Source organism: Alteromonas stellipolaris, from assembly GCF_001562115.1.
GTDB lineage: Bacteria > Pseudomonadota > Gammaproteobacteria > Enterobacterales > Alteromonadaceae > Alteromonas > Alteromonas stellipolaris.
The window spans coordinates 2,704,047-2,721,365 of the sequence record NZ_CP013926.1; the positions used below are offsets into that span (position 1 = coordinate 2,704,047).

Annotated in this window: 18 protein-coding genes; 8 read left to right on the forward strand and 10 right to left on the reverse strand. The window is 43.3% G+C overall.

Annotated elements, in window-relative coordinates; all coding sequences use genetic code 11:
* Positions 1-117: 117 nt before the first annotated feature.
* The 5 genes from AVL57_RS11510 to AVL57_RS11530 all read left to right on the forward strand — a co-directional run bounded on the left by AVL57_RS11510 (position 118) and on the right by AVL57_RS11530 (position 4,081).
* Entirely contained in the window at positions 118-2,103 is a 1,986-nt protein-coding gene (locus AVL57_RS11510; protein WP_057791238.1) for a response regulator, read from the forward strand.
* 255 nt (positions 2,104-2,358) lie between these two features.
* Positions 2,359-2,676, forward strand: coding sequence for a hypothetical protein (locus tag AVL57_RS11515; protein ID WP_057791236.1), 318 nt, complete (start codon positions 2,359-2,361; stop codon positions 2,674-2,676).
* A 3-nt stretch (positions 2,677-2,679) separates the two neighbouring features.
* The gene (locus AVL57_RS11520) at positions 2,680-3,192 is read left to right on the forward strand and encodes a hypothetical protein (protein ID WP_057791234.1); all 513 of its coding nucleotides are present in this window, start codon (positions 2,680-2,682) and stop codon (positions 3,190-3,192) included.
* A 49-nt stretch (positions 3,193-3,241) separates the two neighbouring features.
* The gene (locus AVL57_RS11525) at positions 3,242-3,499 is read left to right on the forward strand and encodes a hypothetical protein (RefSeq protein WP_057791232.1); all 258 of its coding nucleotides are present in this window, start codon (positions 3,242-3,244) and stop codon (positions 3,497-3,499) included.
* Positions 3,500-3,529: 30 nt separating this feature from the next.
* The gene (locus AVL57_RS11530; RefSeq protein WP_057791230.1) at positions 3,530-4,081 is read left to right on the forward strand and encodes a CC0125/CC1285 family lipoprotein; all 552 of its coding nucleotides are present in this window, start codon (positions 3,530-3,532) and stop codon (positions 4,079-4,081) included.
* A 94-nt stretch (positions 4,082-4,175) separates the two neighbouring features.
* Here AVL57_RS11530 and yfbR read toward each other — a convergent pair whose 3' ends face one another.
* Complete coding sequence (gene yfbR, locus AVL57_RS11535) at positions 4,176-4,829, reverse strand: 5'-deoxynucleotidase (RefSeq protein ID WP_057796075.1); 654 nt, start codon at positions 4,827-4,829, stop codon at positions 4,176-4,178.
* Positions 4,830-5,085: 256 nt separating this feature from the next.
* Here yfbR and AVL57_RS11540 point away from each other — a divergent pair, with 256 nt between their 5' ends.
* Together AVL57_RS11540 and AVL57_RS11545 are read left to right on the forward strand one after the other, a co-directional pair.
* Entirely contained in the window at positions 5,086-5,262 is a 177-nt protein-coding gene (locus AVL57_RS11540) for a DUF1328 domain-containing protein (RefSeq protein WP_041452796.1), read from the forward strand.
* A gap of 64 nt (positions 5,263-5,326) precedes the next feature.
* Positions 5,327-5,521 (forward strand): hypothetical protein, encoded by a 195-nt coding sequence (locus AVL57_RS11545; RefSeq protein ID WP_057791228.1) that lies wholly within the window; start codon positions 5,327-5,329, stop codon positions 5,519-5,521.
* Between the two features lie 51 nt (positions 5,522-5,572).
* Here AVL57_RS11545 and AVL57_RS11550 read toward each other — a convergent pair whose 3' ends face one another.
* From AVL57_RS11550 to AVL57_RS11580, 7 genes are all read right to left on the reverse strand, one after another.
* Positions 5,573-5,788, reverse strand: a complete 216-nt coding sequence (locus AVL57_RS11550) for a hypothetical protein (RefSeq protein WP_057791225.1) — start codon at positions 5,786-5,788, stop codon at positions 5,573-5,575.
* 1 nt (position 5,789) lies between these two features.
* The gene (locus AVL57_RS11555; RefSeq protein WP_057791223.1) at positions 5,790-8,771 is read right to left on the reverse strand and encodes a DUF349 domain-containing protein; all 2,982 of its coding nucleotides are present in this window, start codon (positions 8,769-8,771) and stop codon (positions 5,790-5,792) included.
* Complete coding sequence (locus AVL57_RS11560) at positions 8,761-9,054, reverse strand: YeaC family protein (RefSeq protein ID WP_013783657.1); 294 nt, start codon at positions 9,052-9,054, stop codon at positions 8,761-8,763. The genes AVL57_RS11555 and AVL57_RS11560 overlap by 11 nt, the downstream gene beginning before the upstream one ends.
* Complete coding sequence (locus tag AVL57_RS11565) at positions 9,051-9,380, reverse strand: M48 family metalloprotease (RefSeq protein ID WP_013783656.1); 330 nt, start codon at positions 9,378-9,380, stop codon at positions 9,051-9,053. The genes AVL57_RS11560 and AVL57_RS11565 overlap by 4 nt, the downstream gene beginning before the upstream one ends.
* 197 nt (positions 9,381-9,577) lie before the next feature.
* Positions 9,578-11,236, reverse strand: a complete 1,659-nt coding sequence (locus tag AVL57_RS11570) for an alanine/glycine:cation symporter family protein (protein ID WP_057791221.1) — start codon at positions 11,234-11,236, stop codon at positions 9,578-9,580.
* Positions 11,237-11,336: 100 nt separating this feature from the next.
* On the reverse strand, positions 11,337-12,467 hold the full coding sequence (locus AVL57_RS11575) for a M14 family metallopeptidase (protein WP_057791219.1): 1,131 nt from the start codon (positions 12,465-12,467) through the stop codon (positions 11,337-11,339).
* Positions 12,468-12,625: 158 nt separating this feature from the next.
* The gene (locus AVL57_RS11580; RefSeq protein WP_057791217.1) at positions 12,626-14,071 is read right to left on the reverse strand and encodes a glyceraldehyde-3-phosphate dehydrogenase; all 1,446 of its coding nucleotides are present in this window, start codon (positions 14,069-14,071) and stop codon (positions 12,626-12,628) included.
* Between the two features lie 147 nt (positions 14,072-14,218).
* On the opposite strand from AVL57_RS11580, the gene AVL57_RS11585 reads away from it, so the two are divergent.
* Entirely contained in the window at positions 14,219-15,088 is an 870-nt protein-coding gene (locus tag AVL57_RS11585; RefSeq protein ID WP_231519009.1) for a DUF2989 domain-containing protein, read from the forward strand.
* A gap of 179 nt (positions 15,089-15,267) precedes the next feature.
* Here the strand turns inward: AVL57_RS11585 and msrB are convergent, their stop codons facing one another.
* Complete coding sequence (msrB, locus tag AVL57_RS11590; RefSeq protein WP_057791215.1) at positions 15,268-15,666, reverse strand: peptide-methionine (R)-S-oxide reductase MsrB; 399 nt, start codon at positions 15,664-15,666, stop codon at positions 15,268-15,270.
* 84 nt (positions 15,667-15,750) lie between these two features.
* Complete coding sequence (gnd, locus tag AVL57_RS11595) at positions 15,751-17,304, reverse strand: NADP-dependent phosphogluconate dehydrogenase (protein ID WP_057791213.1); 1,554 nt, start codon at positions 17,302-17,304, stop codon at positions 15,751-15,753.
* Between the last annotated feature and the right edge of the window lie 15 nt (positions 17,305-17,319).

Sequence of the window (17,319 nt, forward strand, 5' to 3'; positions counted from 1 at the left end):
ATTTTTGGCTCGTTAAGTTTTTACTCATGCCGTACGGCGCTAGCCATTAGTGCCGCTATGTTTTAAAGCGCTGGTTATTTAGCGCTACATTACGACCAATGTTTTATGGAGCGCACAGTGACCGAAGTTATCCGGGTTTTACTGATTGAAGATGACGAAGATGATTATTTTTTAACATCAGATTATTTACTTCAATGTGAAGAACCCCGTTTCCAGCTTACCTGGGTAACCAACAGTGCTGACGCCATAGACGCGTTACAGCGTCGTAATTTCGATTTGTGTCTGCTCGACTATCTACTTGGCGCAGAAAACGCAGTAGATGTATTAGAAGTGCTTAAATCTAATCAGTTCAACCTTCCTGTTGTTATTCTAACTGGTCAGTCAGACTCTCAAGTTGACGAATTAGTAATGCGAGCAGGTGCAGCCGATTACCTGCAAAAAACAGAAATTGAGTCGCCACGTTTCATGCGAACCATCCGCTACGCCATGGTTCGACGAGAGATAGAAAACGAACGATTAGAAAGGCATAAAGTTGAACAACAAAATAAAGCGAAAGATAAGTTTTTGGCTCACTTAGGCCACGAACTTCGTACTCCGCTTACATCAATTTTAGGTTACACAGAGCTGCTATTAGACGACAAAGGTAACGACCCTTTGGCCCAAGAACTTTCTATTATTTATTCTAATGGGAAGCACTTGCTTAGCCTGTTAAACGACCTTCTTGATATGTCTCGCATTATGGCGGACAAACTTGAACTTAATATTAAAGAGGTGCATTTAAGCCCTTTCCTTACTGATATCCACTCATTAATGCGATTAGCAGCGAAAGACAAAGATCTTGTTTTCGATGTGATTGCAGAGACCAAGATACCGGAAATAATTGAAACCGACCCTACCCGTTTGCGTCAGGTATTAATTAACTTAGTCAGTAACGCTGTGAAATTTACCGATACTGGTACCATTACCGTCACCGTTGAAGTTCGTCCACCAGCGCCGGGGAAAACGAACGAAAGGTTACACTTCATTGTTGAAGATACTGGCATTGGCATGCCCCCCGATAAGCTAGAAAAAATCTTTCAGCCTTTCGAGCAAATCGAAGATATCATGCGTGCAAATCATGGCGGTGCTGGATTAGGCTTAGCAATTAGCCGTGAACTGGTGGCTAAGCTAGGCGGAAGCATTAGTGTAGATTCCGTTTTTGGAAAAGGTAGTCGCTTTTCGTTTTCCATCGATCCCGGTGATATTAGCGAGCAAAGTCGTGCTCATCTTGCGCTTAAGGCTCCGAGCAGAGCTGAGGCCAATGATTTAGATTTACAAGTTACTGGCAAAGTGTTGATTGTTGATGATATCCGCGAGATTCGCCGCTTAACCGGGCATTTAGTTAGTCAATGTCACGCTACTGTAGCTTATGCTGAAAACGGGGTTAAAGCGTTAGAGGCAGTATTACAAGCCGAAGAAGATAACGACCCCTTTCATTTAGTGTTAATGGATATCCATATGCCAGTAATGAATGGAATTGAAGCCCTACATGCAATAAGACGGCACAATAGCAACGTACCTGTTGTGGCCGTCACAGCCGCTAGCCGAAAAGGATTAAAACAGTCTTTAATGGATGACGGATTTAATAATGTTATTGGCAAACCTATTGAACGAGCAGCGCTGACTGAAGTGCTCGACCAATATTTGGTTCGCTCTCAAGGTCCAGCCGTGTCGAAGATAGAAAGCGTTAAAACAGTGACACAAAGTACTCAACCTCAACCGACGTCTAAAAAAGTGTTAGTGATAGAAGACGACGAGGATGCAGCAGAGTTGTTGCAATTATTCTTGGTTCATCAAGGCCATGATGTCATTACGGCAAATACGGGCGCGGATGCTATAGAGCGTATGAACGAAGTGGTATTTGACCATGTCTTGATGGATTTAACCCTTCCCGACTACCATGGATATGACTTAGCTGCCGAGTTGAATCAAATTCAACCCAAGGCGAAGTTGGTTATTGTGAGTGGCAACGAGCCAGATAAAGATACTATGAAGCATTTAGGTGTGAGTCAGTCACTTCTAAAGCCTGTTAGTAAAGAAGATTTAATTAGTGTGGTGTCTTAAAAAAACACATCACTTGAACCAGTTAGCTACTACGAGTAGCTAACTTTCCCTCCGCGTTATTTGTTAGATGCTCACCGATTACGAAATTATTACACGGCCTACCTTGCAACTCTTACGTTAAATTGAACTTTAGAAGAACTCTTAAAACTCAAAATCAAATAAAACACTTTAAAAACAATAACTTAAATAATTATAAATATTGGTACAAGCGTTGCAACTCTCTATGTGCAATCTAGCAAACTTAAGGAGAGTACTATGGCGACACAAACTACTACGCCTAAAACAGCGAAAGTGAATAGCGTAACTGAGCCTAGTCACCCAGTCACGGATCAGTTAAAAGAAACACTTCATTCGTCAGTTGATAAACTGGCTGATAGTGCGGCCGTAGCTGAGGACAATATTCGTAACACGGCAAGCCGCTCTGCGGACAACATGTCTGAACGAAAACGTTTAGCTGAGCAAAAATGGCAGGCCTCTGGCGTACGTAAGTACGCTATCGAGAATCCATTGGCAACTGCTGGTATGGCCTTCGCAGCAGGTATGTTAGTTACTTCATTATTTCGCAAGAAATAAAGCATGGAAACTCTACCAGATTTTCGTAGTGCCACATACACGCTGAGCAGCGAAAATCCGTTTCGCCTGACTTCTCCGAGAGGTCAGGCGACATTTCGCATTCACCAGCAACGCACAAACGGCGCTTCAACCGAGTCGTCTAACGACATTCCCCCAGACATTGCTTTTGAAGAGGCGCTTTCTTCTTTTAAAGCGCTTTTCACGCAAAAGAAATATCAAGGTTTTGCCTTAATCGACTTGGTTAACGCTGAACTTCAACTCATTACCAAATCTATTTTTGTCAGCATATTTGGCGCACTTACCGCATTTGCATTAGGTGGTTTTTGCTGGATTTTGCTCAATTCATGTATTGGGTTAGCGATGCATCATGCTGGTATGCCTGCATTGCTTATTATGGTTATATTGTTACTCGTTAATAGTGTATTAAGTGTTATCGCATTTATGCATGCGCAAAGTGCATTCCGTTTTATTAATATAAAGCGGCTTAGCACGTTAATGCAGTCTTTAACTAAATAGCAGCAAACGGGATTGCCGTCAGTGAGTCTAAAACTAAGGAGCACTTATCATGAATATTTTTCTGAAAAAGAACTTGGAGGACATTAGGCAGTGCCAACATAATTACCTAGCTCAAAAACATCACGCTGAAGAATCACTTGAAGAGGCGAAGCGAGACTGTCGACTGCTAATGGGCAAACCTGAAGTATTATTAGGTATTGTTGCTGCAGGGGCTTACAAGGGCATAAAAACTGACGCCCCCAAGAGCAAAAGAAATCAAGCTATTATGACTTTCGTGCGCACCACCGCACTTTCGTTCCTAAAATAATAGTCACTACAATTAATACTAGGAATTACCATGCGCCTACCAACAAAAATGAAAATAGCGGCTTTAGCATGCAGTTTATTTGTTACCGCTTGCACAACCACCCCTATCGCCTCACCAACACCTTATAAATCAGCGGTCACTAAAGAAGGATACGGGTACTCTAGCGTTCAACTAACCGACAATGAATATCGAGTATTATTTAAAGCCACAGATCGCACACCTGCGGATGTTATTCAGCAATTCGCGTTGCGAAGAGCCGCTGAACTTGCAAAAAAACATAATTATGAATGGTTGGCTATCGTCAAAACTGATGTTGATAAAAAGGCCGTCATGGCCAGAGCAGTAACCCACAATACAGATGAGCCCCAACCGTTTGCCACCAATCAGCAATGCACTATGTCAGGATGTACCGAGGTGGCACAGCCCGTGCCAGGTCAGGGGCAAAACACGGTGACGCAGACACAGATTAACGACGTTTACTTTTCTATTCTGGTAAGAATGAGCAATACCCAAGGTAGTTTAGGGAAAAACGTGATGTCTGTTGAAGAAATTCTTGCTAACCAGGCTGATAACGCTAAATAGGCATGATTCGAACAGAAATACGTAAATTTTGATAACACGACCGCCAAGTGGCGGTCGTTTTGTTTTAAGCCCTCGAAGCTATATATGATTTCGTTTAATTTTGCTCTGAATCTAAATGTAATGTATTGGCTCGTTCTACCCAATCAAGATCTTTAGTTTGTTCGTCCAAAGTACCCTTGGCATCTTCTAAGAATACTTTGCAAAAGTACTCTACTGACTGAAATCTTTCTCGGTACTGCTTCAATTGCACTTCCATTTCGTCCATGGCATTTGAAAACTCTGAATTCGATTTCGACAACTCATAATCACATTTAAGATACGCACATAGCACATCAGCGGCTTTAGCAAGTCGAACGTGAACATCATCTTTATCTTGTTCTATTAAGGGCTGGTAGCGCTTCTGTAGCGGCTCAGGCAAGGTTTGAATCAGCATAGCCTCAAACCGACGCTCTAACTTTTTAATAGCCGCAGTAGTTTCAGGATCGTGGTATTTCACCGGGCTTGGAATATCACTCATACCCGCAATTTCGCTACCTTCATGAAATATAGCCATAGCAGCAACTCGGTCAGGGTCAACATCTTCGTTAAACACATCCGCAGCTATTGCGCCTAACATATGCGCTACCATAGAGGCTTCGTAGATATGTGTAGACAACATCTCTTCTTGAAACTGTGCCATCAAGGGCCATCGTTTCACATTTCTTGCCCGTTGCATTAAACCTATAAATGCGGAGTGAGTTTTTGCCATTTCGCGCCCTTTAGAATAACGAGAGTTAAAAAGTGATAGTAGCATCTGCAAATCGTGAATGCTTCTTTGCTTCCTACCCGCCTCGGCCATGTAAAAAGTGCAAATGCTCTGTAAACCTTGTTTACCCTACGAAGAATTCATTAGTAAAAAGTAGCGCAAGATAAGATTAAAATCATTTAAATCAGAAGCTTACCATTTAGGCACGGAGTTCGCATTAGTATCTATGTCAGTAACGGAGCAAAAAGAGGATTTAGCTATGTTAGGTTGGGCAATTACTTTTTTCATTATCGCCATTATTGCAGCAGTTTTTGGTTTTGGCGGCATCGCAGGTGCAGCAACAGGTATCGCACAATTTTTATTCTTTGTGTTCATCGCCTTACTAGTCATTTCACTAGTCGCGAATGCCTTACGCGGTCGGTCACCACGAGCATAAATTTATTACGCTTTTAGATATTTTCAATATCTTTAAGATACTTTTAGGAAACAGGAGAACGGACATGATCTCACAGAAATCATTATTGAAACTTTTAGCAGCTGGTACATTCGCACTAACACTTGCCGCATGCGGTGACGGTGAAGCAGAAAACGCTGGTGAAGAGCTAGACGAAATTGTAACAGACGCAGGCAACGCAGTAGAAGATGCTTGTGAAGATGTTAAAGAAGGCGCAAACGCCGAAGATAAAGACTGTTAATTCACGCTTTATTACGAGAAAAGCTGATGGACTTTGTCCATCAGCTTTTTTTTATACTTCTTCCCCGCCAAGCTCTCGCGCTAAATCGTCTAACTCTGATAACGTTCTATCAAACTCAGCTACCGCATAACGGTAAGATATCAACACGTGACGATCACTGCGTCCAAACTTCACGACAAGTGAATCAACATCCATGTGTTTAACCGTGTTGATAAAACGATATGCCGTCATTTCACTGGCAAAACCAAACTCAACTTGGCTTTTCATTTTAAGCAACCACCTCTGGGTTGTTATCCAATACATTCACTACTCGTTCAAGTAAATGCGTCTCTTGGTCATCGACTTTGCCATGCGCAATCCAATCTTCCAACAACTGCGCAGGAGATAGGCTCTCACCTTTCTCTAGTTTCGCTGTCATCATGGTTAGCTGTACATTGGTTCGCATACTGCTATCGCTTTGGGGGCTTGGTATATCAGTAGCCGCTTCCAAAGCAACGGTTAGCCAATGACGACTTTGTTGAACAGGTGTAGGTTTAGACAGCGCAGACTTCCAACGCTTCCCTAGTAGGTCAGCGTCATCATCACTGATGCTAGTAAAATCGCCTGCCCTCAAACTTTCGCTTAACACTGTAATAACCGATTGAGCACGCTGCTGTACTTTACGTACGTGGCGCTGCTGAGCACGTGTTTGCTGTTGCTTTTGAATAACGGTTATTTTCTTATCAAGTTTTGCACGCATTGCACCAGGCAAATCTTTCGCTTGCGTTTCAATATCCTGAATTGAACTAGCAATCGTTGATTCATCAGATTCCGAGTCAATGGCATTTAATTGAGTAAAAAGGGTATTTAAGGTTTCATCAAATGCAGATGACTGTGCCTTACGCTGCTCTTTTAAGCGTCCAAACAATGCATCATTCGCCAGGCGAAACTCACGCCACAATCGGCTTTCATCACGCTTACCGGCATGGCCTATGGATTTCCAATTGTGTTGCAACTGCTGCGCTGTTTCAGTGGCACTAGCAATATCCTCTTGTACTGACAGCGCTGATGCTTGAGCAACGAGTTCCTGCTTTGCTTTTTTATTCATCCCATGCCACTGGTTCACTTTCGTTTGCAGCGGGCTAATGGTTTTATTCCAACGTTGCTTTAACGACTCGTAATCACGCTTTTCAACTTGGCCACACTCATGCCATTGTTTAACGGTTCTATCGAACACTTTAGCCAGCACAGCTTCGTCTTGTGACAAATCGATGGCGGCAACTTGATCAATCAATGCCTGACGAGCTTTAAGCGCTTTCTCACGCTCTGCATCCAATGCTGCGTAATGTTCGCGACAAGGTTGAAACGCAAGTTCTAAAGCAGCGTCGAAAGCACTTTGTTGTGTGTCATCGTCGCTACCAGCGCCTAACGAAAGCCACTGCTGGCGTAAATAACGAATTGCTTCACCGCGCTGTTTAATATCTTCAACAGGGCTAGCCGCTAATGCCTGAGCTTCCTCTACCAGTGCAGGTTTTCTAGGCGCCGCGATATAATCTTGCCAGCCTTCAAGGTGAGCAATATCTTCAGCGGTTTTCTCAAAACGCTTAGCCAATTGTTTTTTCACATTCTCAGGCATAGATTCGAAGCTTGCAGATAGCTTTTCAAACTTGGTAATAGCCGCGCGGTACTTACCTTGGGCAATCAAGTTGTCAACCACACTGATTTGTTTTCTGCACTGACGAAGCGCGTGGTCTACTTCTGCTTTTTTAGCTTGTTTTTTCTGACTGAAAACGCGCGAAGCTGCATGCCAGCGCTTATTAAGGGCGCTTGGTACTGAAATGAGTTCATTGCGTAAATTATGATACTTTTCACTTAACGCTTTAAATTCAGCCTCAATCGATTCTGGCGCTTTCTGGCTAACGTTCTTGTCTTCAAAATCTTGATCTTGAATGGCTTTGTTTTGAATAGCTTGGTCTTCAACAGAGTCACTTTCAATTGCATCAGTGCTTGCAGCTTTTGACACTTCAGCAGTTTGTTCTTTTTCACCTTTTACTTTAACGTCTTGGGCACTTTTTGCTGGTTCAATAGGCGTACCTGCCGCCTGCTGCTTAGATTCTTCTGCAAGGGATTCCACTTGAGACAAACAAATCAAAAGTTTTTGGCCGTACTGCTGTTGCATCGAAAAGGCTTCTAAACTGTTGTTTAATGCCGCAATGCCAGCTCGAACTTCATCAAGCAGTTTGGCGCTGCCACCTAATGAAGCCATGTGATCAGCACTTACTTCTAACGCGCGTACCGATTCATTAACCACCGCTACATCAGCAAGAGTCGCCTCGCATAAACGCTCACCATAAAGCCAATTAACTTGCGTTGTGGCATGCGATAAGTGCTGCTTACAGAGGGCTTCTATCTCAGCTTTTTCTTTTGCCGCTTTTTGCGCTTCCCACTCAGGTCGAATACGCGATAAGTGACGTGTTACTTTTTCGCTAATACGGGCGAACTTAGCGTCTACTGCCGTCTTATCTTCTGCACTTAATATCGATGCATCTGACATTAAGTCGTTATATTCACCTAACAATTTAACTTGGCGCTTATCAATATCTTCAACATCTGATTTATCTACCAACGCTTGGTACTTAGACAAACATAAAGTAACACGTCGCATTAACTCAATAGGCTTTTCAGCTTGCGCTTTTAATAGCTGAAGTTTTGCAACGATAGCACCGTGAATAGCATTATCTCGGCATTTCTTTTCCAGCTTTTGTAGCACACTACTATCTTCAATTGTGGCTAAAATAGCTTGTTGCAGTGCGTTATCTGCATGTTGAAGAAAAATGGTTTGAGTAAAAGCAGGCTTATCGACTTTGTTAAGCAATGTCATTACTAAGCTTTTGTCTGCCAACAAACTTGCGTCATTAACCAACACGGTCTGAATTAATTCACCATTGGCACTTTCGCGCAAGAATGAAGCTTTTTCATTCGCGTTTATATTGACATCACCCTGCCCCATCAATGCGGCTTCAACGGTGCGTTCAGCAATTTTTTTCACTTTCGCATGTTGCGCGCTTTGTGACATTTTAAGCCACAATACAAAAGTATTTAATTTGCTTAAGGCTGCAAGGCTGACATCAGCATTGGCATCGTTAAATGCCAATTCATGTAAAATTGTTTTGTCTGTAGGCTTTTCCGGTGACAGGTTTTGAATGGCTTCCAGTCTTTTTTCGGGATTCTGACTGGTGTGAGAAGGAGCAAAGAACCGACTAAATATCATCCTGTTTAAACCGCGCTATAGTGTTGTTATCATCTTCTTGCTTGGAAAGTGCACGTTTAAAATCTGATTTACTTTTATGCACTATTTCGCCGCTTTCATTTACCGTCATATGTTCCGACGATTTCTCAATTTTTGCTTGATACAGCATAACTGCTTGCATGCAGCTGGCTTTCTGGTCTTCACTTAACGGCGTACCATCAAGCCATTTACCGGTTTCCACCGATTGACGCAGACGTTCGTACACCTCTGGCGTCATACTATTTAGTAATACTTCTATATTCATGAACGGAATCGTTTAATAAGTACAATTCTTACGCGGTTGACAAGATACCACACGAAGCCTGCAATACTGGCTACAATAGCGAGATTATGTTGCAAGTCGCCGGGTCTTGTTCCGCCCCAATACATAAAACCGAATCCCGCCACAAATATGATCATGGCAATAAGCGATTGATTTTGAATGCTCTGTAACTTTTTGAATTTTTGTAGATTTTTCTTACGTTCAATATCTTCTGAGGAAGCATCGCCTATTTTGAAATCACAATGCGGGCATATTTTTGCTTTGTCAGACGTTTTTTTATTGCACGATGGGCAGTCAACGAGTGCCATAATTTGCTCCTGTAGGAATGATGCGAAAATAACCAGGTAGCATTGGTTTTAGAGGTGAGTATTTTACGTATTGAAATGCGTATTGCAAAGCCTATTCAAAGGCAGATGAGCATTAATATAATTTAATTGAATTTGTGGTGTGAAAGCCAAACTTAAAAGGCTACCACGTTGGCTTACACACCCATTCACACTAACGATTATTTTTTATGTCTAGACCAATAATCATTAACGGTTTCTTTCATTTCTTTACTGAGCAGCACAATACCAAATAGGTTAGGTAAAGTCATTACCACAATGGCCACTGCCGACAGTGCCCATACTAATGTGGTATCAGAAAAGGCAGCCCACACAAAGCCAGCTACGTAAATAACACGATATGGCATTACCGAGCGGGGGCCGAGCAAGTAGGTCATCGCCCTGTCACCGTAATACGACCACGCAATAGCAGTTGAGAACGCAAACAGCATAAGCCCGATGGATACTATGTATTGGCCGAAGTTACCGAAATATCCGCGTGTAAAGGCAATGGTCGTTAGTGCAGCAGAGTGCACCAATGATTTACCGCTTACTTCTAGGTTGTCTCGTACTGGTTTACCCTCTTCGATTTTTAACGTACCGGTAAACAAGTCTTCGCTACCAATGTTGTATTTAACATCTTCAGCAACTGAGCGTGAATTTAACAAGGTAAAACCATCGCTAACCGCAGTGCCATTTACTACCGTGATGCTACCTGTGTACGCTTTTATCTCGTTACCTTCTACATCGTTCAGGTAACCGTAAAGTTTATCGACATCGGCCTGATCGCTGTCATCATATTGGCCTTGAACGAAGAACATGTCTGAACGGTCAAATACGTTTTCATGCTTTTCTTTCCATACACCAGAAGACAAGATAACCAAACCAGTCACCGTACAGATAATGATGGTATCGATGAAAGGTTCAAGTAGCGACACCATACCTTCAGACGCTGGCTCTTTGGTTTTCGCCGCAGCATGAGCAATGGGTGCAGAACCTTGACCCGCTTCGTTCGAGAACAAACCACGGTTTACACCACGATTAAATGCATACGCAAGTGACGCCCCTAAGAAGCCCCCTGCAGCCGCAGACCCTGTAAATGCATCTTTAACTACCGCAGCGAAAGAAGGAATAATATTTTCAACGTTCGCGAAAATTACCGCTAACGCACCAATAAGGTAAATAACCGCCATTACCGGCACGACTCGCGCAGTAAAGGCAGCAATGCGTTGAATACCACCAAGGATAACAAGCGCAAGTAAAATACCTAGCACGCTACCTACTGCCCAAGGCTCGAAACCAAACGTGGCTTCAATACTTTGCGCAATACCGTTACTTTGCGGCAAGTTACCTGTTCCGAATGAACTCACTACAGTGGCAATGGCGAAAGCTACCGCTAACCATTTCATGTTTAAGCGTCTGTCCATGTAATACATGGGACCACCCGCCATGGTGCCATCTTCGGTTTTCACACGGTATTTGTGAGAAAGGGTTACCTCAACGAATTTCGTTGTCATACCTAAAAAGGCGGTAACCCACATCCAGAACAACGCTGCTGGACCACCCAAGAATATAGCAAACGCTACACCACTGATATTACCGGTACCAACCGTACCTGATAACGCGGTAGTAAGTGCGCGGAAGTGTGTGGTATCACCTGGATCGCTCTCTTTGTCGAACTTGCCAGTTACTACTTGCCATGCGTGTTTGAAAAAACGAATTTGAGGGAATTTAAGGTAGATAGTGAAGAATAAACCTACACCTAGCAATACGTAAGGAAACCACCCTGCGCCGCCTAAAAAACCATCCAGTATGACGAGAAAACTATATAACCCTTCCAAGGTATCACCCCTTTATTATCTTGTTGTTATGATTTCTATTATTGTATTTATTAATAAAGCCCCGTTGAAAAGGGGCTTTTTTGTGATGCTAATTTAACGTTTAAGCATTTAACTTCTTTACTACGGCATTTACGGCAATAAGTAAATCCTCGCCAAGCTGTCTGCTGCGCTGAACAGACCAGCCGTAAATTTCATCTGGTACATCTGCGTTGTCTTTAAACGGCATTTCAACGGTGTAAGACATGCAATTAAACTTCTCACCTACTGCATTGGCTGCCACGGTTAGGTTCCCCTCACCTGGCGCGTCTTTATCGTAACCGAACTCGTCTTGGAACTCTGGCGTTGCATTTAACAATGCATCTTTAAAGGTGTTCTCTAACGCTTTAATTTCGTCAGAGTAACTTGGGTTACCTTCACAGCCTGCCACAAAATTGTACGGCAGTGCTTCATCACCGTGCAAATCGACAAACATATCTACGCCAATTTTTTCCATTGCATCCATCACATAAAGCACTTCTGGGCTTTTATCAGCACTAGGGGTTGCCCACTCACGGTTTAAATTAGTGCCTACCGCGTTGGTACGCAAATGACCGCGTGCACTACCGTCAGGATTCATGTTGGGGACTACGTAGAACACTGCGTTATCCAGCAATTGTCGCGCCAGTCCGTCTTGCTCATCAAGCAAACGGTAAATGAGACCTTCTGCACACCACTGTGCCATGGTCTCACCTGGATGCTGTCGGGCTGTAACCCACACCTTTTTCTTATTAGGCGTTTCTTCGCCAATCACTAGCATGGACATATCGCGACCATCTAGAGTTAAACCTAGAAAGCGATGTTCACATAGCAATGACATTTGCGCATCGTGCACTAGGTCAAGATGCCTTTCGTAGCTATAAGGGATGAAGTAAGCGAAATAAACGCTAGGCTGTTCGAGTGTTAGTGAGAATGTGAGGTTATCGCCATCAAACTCGCTGGGAATACGAAACCAGGTTTGGCGATCGTATGAAGCAAGCACATTGTAGCCTTTCCAACCCTCTGGATAGGCCGACTTAGCCAAGTCGGTGATGGTCATTGTATGGGTAACGAACGACTCGCCAACTAAGCGAAAGTGAAACCATTGAGCAAATTCAGATTGATTATCTTTAGGTATAGCAAGACGAATGTCTTCGGGTGATTGTGCGCTTAGCACCTCAATATTACCGCTGTCGAATAGACTAGAAATATGCATAAACTGTCGTTTCCCTCTTTATTTGAGCGCTAATTTAGCATAGTCAGCAACACAAATACCATGTGCCAATGCGCTATTTATGCCACTTGAAGGCACGGTTTTGTTTACACAAATAAAAAACCGACCCTAGGTGGTCGGTTTTTTATTCAAATTGAATATTAAAGCGGCAATGTAGGGAAACTGAGCCCTGCCATATCGCGGATAACACGCATTACCTGGCAGCTATAACCAAACTCGTTATCGTACCAAACATAAAGAGTAAGGCGTTTATCGGCTACAATAGTTGCTTGGGAGTCAACCACTGACGCTGCTCGTGAGCCAACCAGATCAGTAGACACAATCTCTTTACTGGCCGTGTAATCAATTTGGTGTTGCAAGCTAGAAAAGAGTGCGGCATCCCGTAAGAATTCATTCACTGCCACTCTATCTGTGCCTTTCGCTAAGTTAAGGTTCAAAATAGCCAATGATACATTCGGCGTAGGCACGCGAATAGCGTTACCGGTTAGCTTGCCAGCAAGCTTAGGGTAAGCTTTCGATACCGCTTTCGCTGCACCCGTTTCGGTAATAACCATATTAAGCGGCGCACTGCGACCACGTCTGTCACCCTTATGGTAGTTATCAATGAGGTTTTGATCATTCGTGTATGAATGCACAGTTTCAACATGACCGTCTTCAATGCCGTATTCTTCATCTAACGCTTTAAGCACAGGCGTAATCGCATTGGTAGTACAACTTGCAGCTGAAAGAATGGTATCGTCTGGCGTGATCTCTTCATGGTTAACACCATGAACGATATTTTTAATATCGCCTTTACCTGGTGCCGTTAGTACGGCTTTAGACGCCCCCTTCGCTTTAAGGTGTAGACCTAAACCATCGCGGTCACGCCAAATACCGGTGTTATCAACAATAATAGCGTTGTCGATACCGTATTGCGTGTAATCAACCTCGTCTGGGCTGTTAGCGTAAATCACTTGAATAAATGAGCCGTTTGCTTTTAATGCATTGCGTTCATGATCAATAGAGATACTGCCATTAAATGGCCCGTGCACTGAGTCGCGGCGAAGCAAGCTAGCACGTTTTTCTAAATCGCCATCGCGCCCACCACGTACCACAATGGCACGTAAACGTAGTTTGTTGTTTTTACCTTGGCGCTCTATTAATAAACGGGCTAATAAACGACCTATACGACCAAAGCCATAAAGTACAACGTCTTGAGGCTTCTGCTCGTCCTCTTTATCAATCACGTCGCCTAACTTCTCACTTAAAAATGCATTTAAGTCGTCATTGTCTACCGCCGAACCGTAATTAAAGTCGAAGGCCAATTTACCAATGTCAATTTGAGCAGGGGCAATCTGCATTTCACTTAGCGCGAGTAAAATTGGGAAACTCTCCCGAAGTCGCAATTTTACTCCCTCGTGCAAGCGTACTTTGCGATGCGCTTTTATCACATCAGTCGCACTGGCATTTAATAAAGAGCGGCCATAAACTGAAATTTCTACTGCGCTATTTCGGTATAGCTTACCGATAAGGGGCAACATCATTTCCGCGTATTCCTGACGCTCTTGCCAGCTGCTTTGTAATTCCTGCTCAAACTGTTGGTTCATGTTTTTGCCTTTATCGACGTAAATTAACGGTATGTGACACGTCAGTTTTTTAATATTTTAGGGTACACTAGGTGAAGATTTCGTCTGACGGTGACGAGCAGTATCTTAAAGAAACAAACAAGGATGACCAAATTGTTGATAAATTTCATGAAATCACAAAATTCGCCAGTTCTAGGCACTTTATTTAGTAATTTTCCAACAGGTTATAAAAATGTTATTGCCACGCTATCGATGACCGTCATGTTGTCTGGATGTAGCAATTGGTTCGAACCGACTATTAGTGAAATTTGCGAAACCCACAGTGAGATGTGTTTAGATTTGAGCCTAGATGCACGTTGTCGTCATGAACGTGCCGATATTATTAGGTTGAGATACAACCACCAAGCAGATACCTCAGATGCGTTCAAATACCCACTGTTATTGGCGTTTGAAGATTACTTAGTGTGTGTGGAAGAAGTTCAGCATATTGAACACGTGAAACGTAAAGGCAAAGAAGCCACCCGCCTTAAGGGAGTAATTACTGCTCAACGCGAACTTACCCGATTAGCGCGTGAAACTAAACGTTCCCTTGACCCTCACCTTTCTTACTACCATTGGTCTCGTCACAATGATAAAGAGGCATTTCACCGGTTTGAGCGCTATGTCGCGAGTAACAAAGTTAACGATCCTGAGTTGCTCATCTCTTTGGCCTCGGCGCAAATTAAGACCGATCCTGAGCGCACTATCGATACCTTGTATAAAGCGCTAAGCCTGTACAAGGATGCCGATGACATAGACAGTGCGGTTTACCTATCATTGGTGTCGTTAGGCATGGATAAAGAAAACTACAGAATGGCTTATGTATGGCTAGGCGTAGGTGAATACTTTGACGAAAAAATACCCTCAGCTAGGCGGGAATCAATCGGTCAAAAGTTTAATTTACCGGTTGATATTTTAGACAGCGTGGTTAGTGATATTGTCTCTGCCCTTGATAATAGCCAGTTCGATGCAAGCGCACTTAAGCTAAATAGACTGTGATAATGAAAATGAATTACATTTTTTTCGTATAAAATAAGTGTTAAAAAAAGAAAAAATCCGCCAAATAAAGGCGGATTTTTTTATTTCAAACATCAAGGCAATCATAACTGTATATTTTTTGTTCGACTGTTTACCTTGTGAAAATCATTTACTCAACGTATTAGCTACGGCGCTTATGTTTAGCCTTTCACCACAACATCACCATTACCTTTAAACGTCAGTGAAATTGAATTTACACAATAGCGCTGCCCGCTTGGCTCTGGCCCGTCTGGAAACACATGCCCTAAATGGGAATCACATTGTTTACAGAAAATCTCTACGCGATGCATACCATGGGTATTGTCGTCTCGGTAACCTACGTTATCGTTTTCAAGTTGTTGAAAGAAAGAGGGCCAGCCACAACCAGCATCAAACTTGGTTTGTGATGAAAACAAATCAGCACCACAGCACTTACAAACATAGGTTCCTTCTCGGGCTTCATCTAACAATGCCCCAGTAAAAGGTCGTTCTGTCCCCGCATTGCGGCACACCCGGTATTCTTCTTCTGACAGTGTGTCTTGCCATTTTTGCTCAGACATAATTTCTCCTAAATTCAGGCGTCATAAAGAAAAAAGGTGCGCCAATAGAACCTAGCACACCTTTTAAATTGGTACAGGAACCGTTTAGCGTTTTATAGAAGTTTGCGGACGTTGGGGATCACTCCATTCTAAGTGATACTTTTTACCCGCAGGCTTATCTACACGTTGGTATGTATGGGCACCGAAAAAGTCTCGTTGACCTTGTAGCAAGTTAGCCGGTAATACTGCGGTGCGATATGAATCATAATAGCTCAACGATGACATCATAGCGGGGCACGGCACACCAGCAATAGTGGCTTGCGCAATTGATTGACGCCAATCAGATTGGAACTCAGAAATTTGATTGGCAAAGAAAGGGTCCATCAGCAAGTTCGACAACTCTTCGTTGTTTTCGTATGCCTTAGAGATAGACTGCAAGAACACCGCGCGGATAATACAGCCTGCACGCCAAATCTTGGCAATTTCACCAAACTCTAACTGCCAACCGTGTTCTTTGGCAGCAATAGCCATTAGCTGGAAGCCTTGTGCATAAGCACAAATTTTAGAGCAGTATAACGCTTGCTCTAGTTTATTAATGATGTCTTCTTTTTGCTCATCAGAATGAACAACAGGTTCAGGGCCACTAAGCACCTTACTTGCTGCCACACGCTCATCTTTCAAGCTAGAAATACTGCGCGCAAAAACGGCAGACGTAATAGTTTGGGCTGGGCTACCCACTTGCAATGCACTTACCGCAGTCCACAGTCCAGTGCCTTTTTGTCCTGCTCTATCAAGAATTACATCAACAAGAGGCTGCTGGGTATCAGGGTCAAGTTGGTCGAGCACTTCGGCGCTAATTTCCATTAGGTAGCTATTTAGCTTACCTTCATTCCAGCGTCTAAATACGGCTGCAATGTCAGAAGGCGACATTTGCAATGCTTCGCGCATCACATGATAGGTTTCACAAATTAGCTGCATATCGGCATATTCAATACCGTTATGTACCATTTTTACATAATGGCCTGCGCCAACTGGGCCAATATAGGTGGCACATGGCTCACCTTCTAATATTGGTTTACCTGGCACGAAACTCTCAAGCGGCTTACCCGTTTCAGGATCGACCTTCGCGGCAATCGCTTTAAGTACAGGCTCAATACGGGTCCACGCATAGGGATTGCCCGATGGCATTAATGATGGCCCAAAGCGCGCCCCTACTTCACCACCAGAAACGGCAGTAGAAAAGAAGATAAATTTGCCTTTGTATTGCTCTTCGCGGGCAACGGAGTCTGTCCACAAGCTATTACCGGTATCAACCACGATATCGTCGGCATGAATACCCGCATCAATAAGATGATTACATACATGGTCGACAGGGTCGCCAGCTGGAACAGAAAGAATAATAAGATGAGGGGCTTTTAGTTTGCTGAGTAATTCGGTGTAAGAGCTACAACCTTCTACGCGAGGTTCAGCGTTGGCATCTCGCTCACTGGCGTCTTTTGCAAGAATAGCATCGACCTTGTGCTGATCTAAATCGAAACATGCTACTCGATAACCGTGGTCTACCAAGTTCATTGTAAGGTTATTACCCATTACGCCTAAACCGATAAAACCAATATCACACGCTGTTGTGGCGTGCTTACTTCCACCTTCATTTTGCATAGAAAAACCCTCACA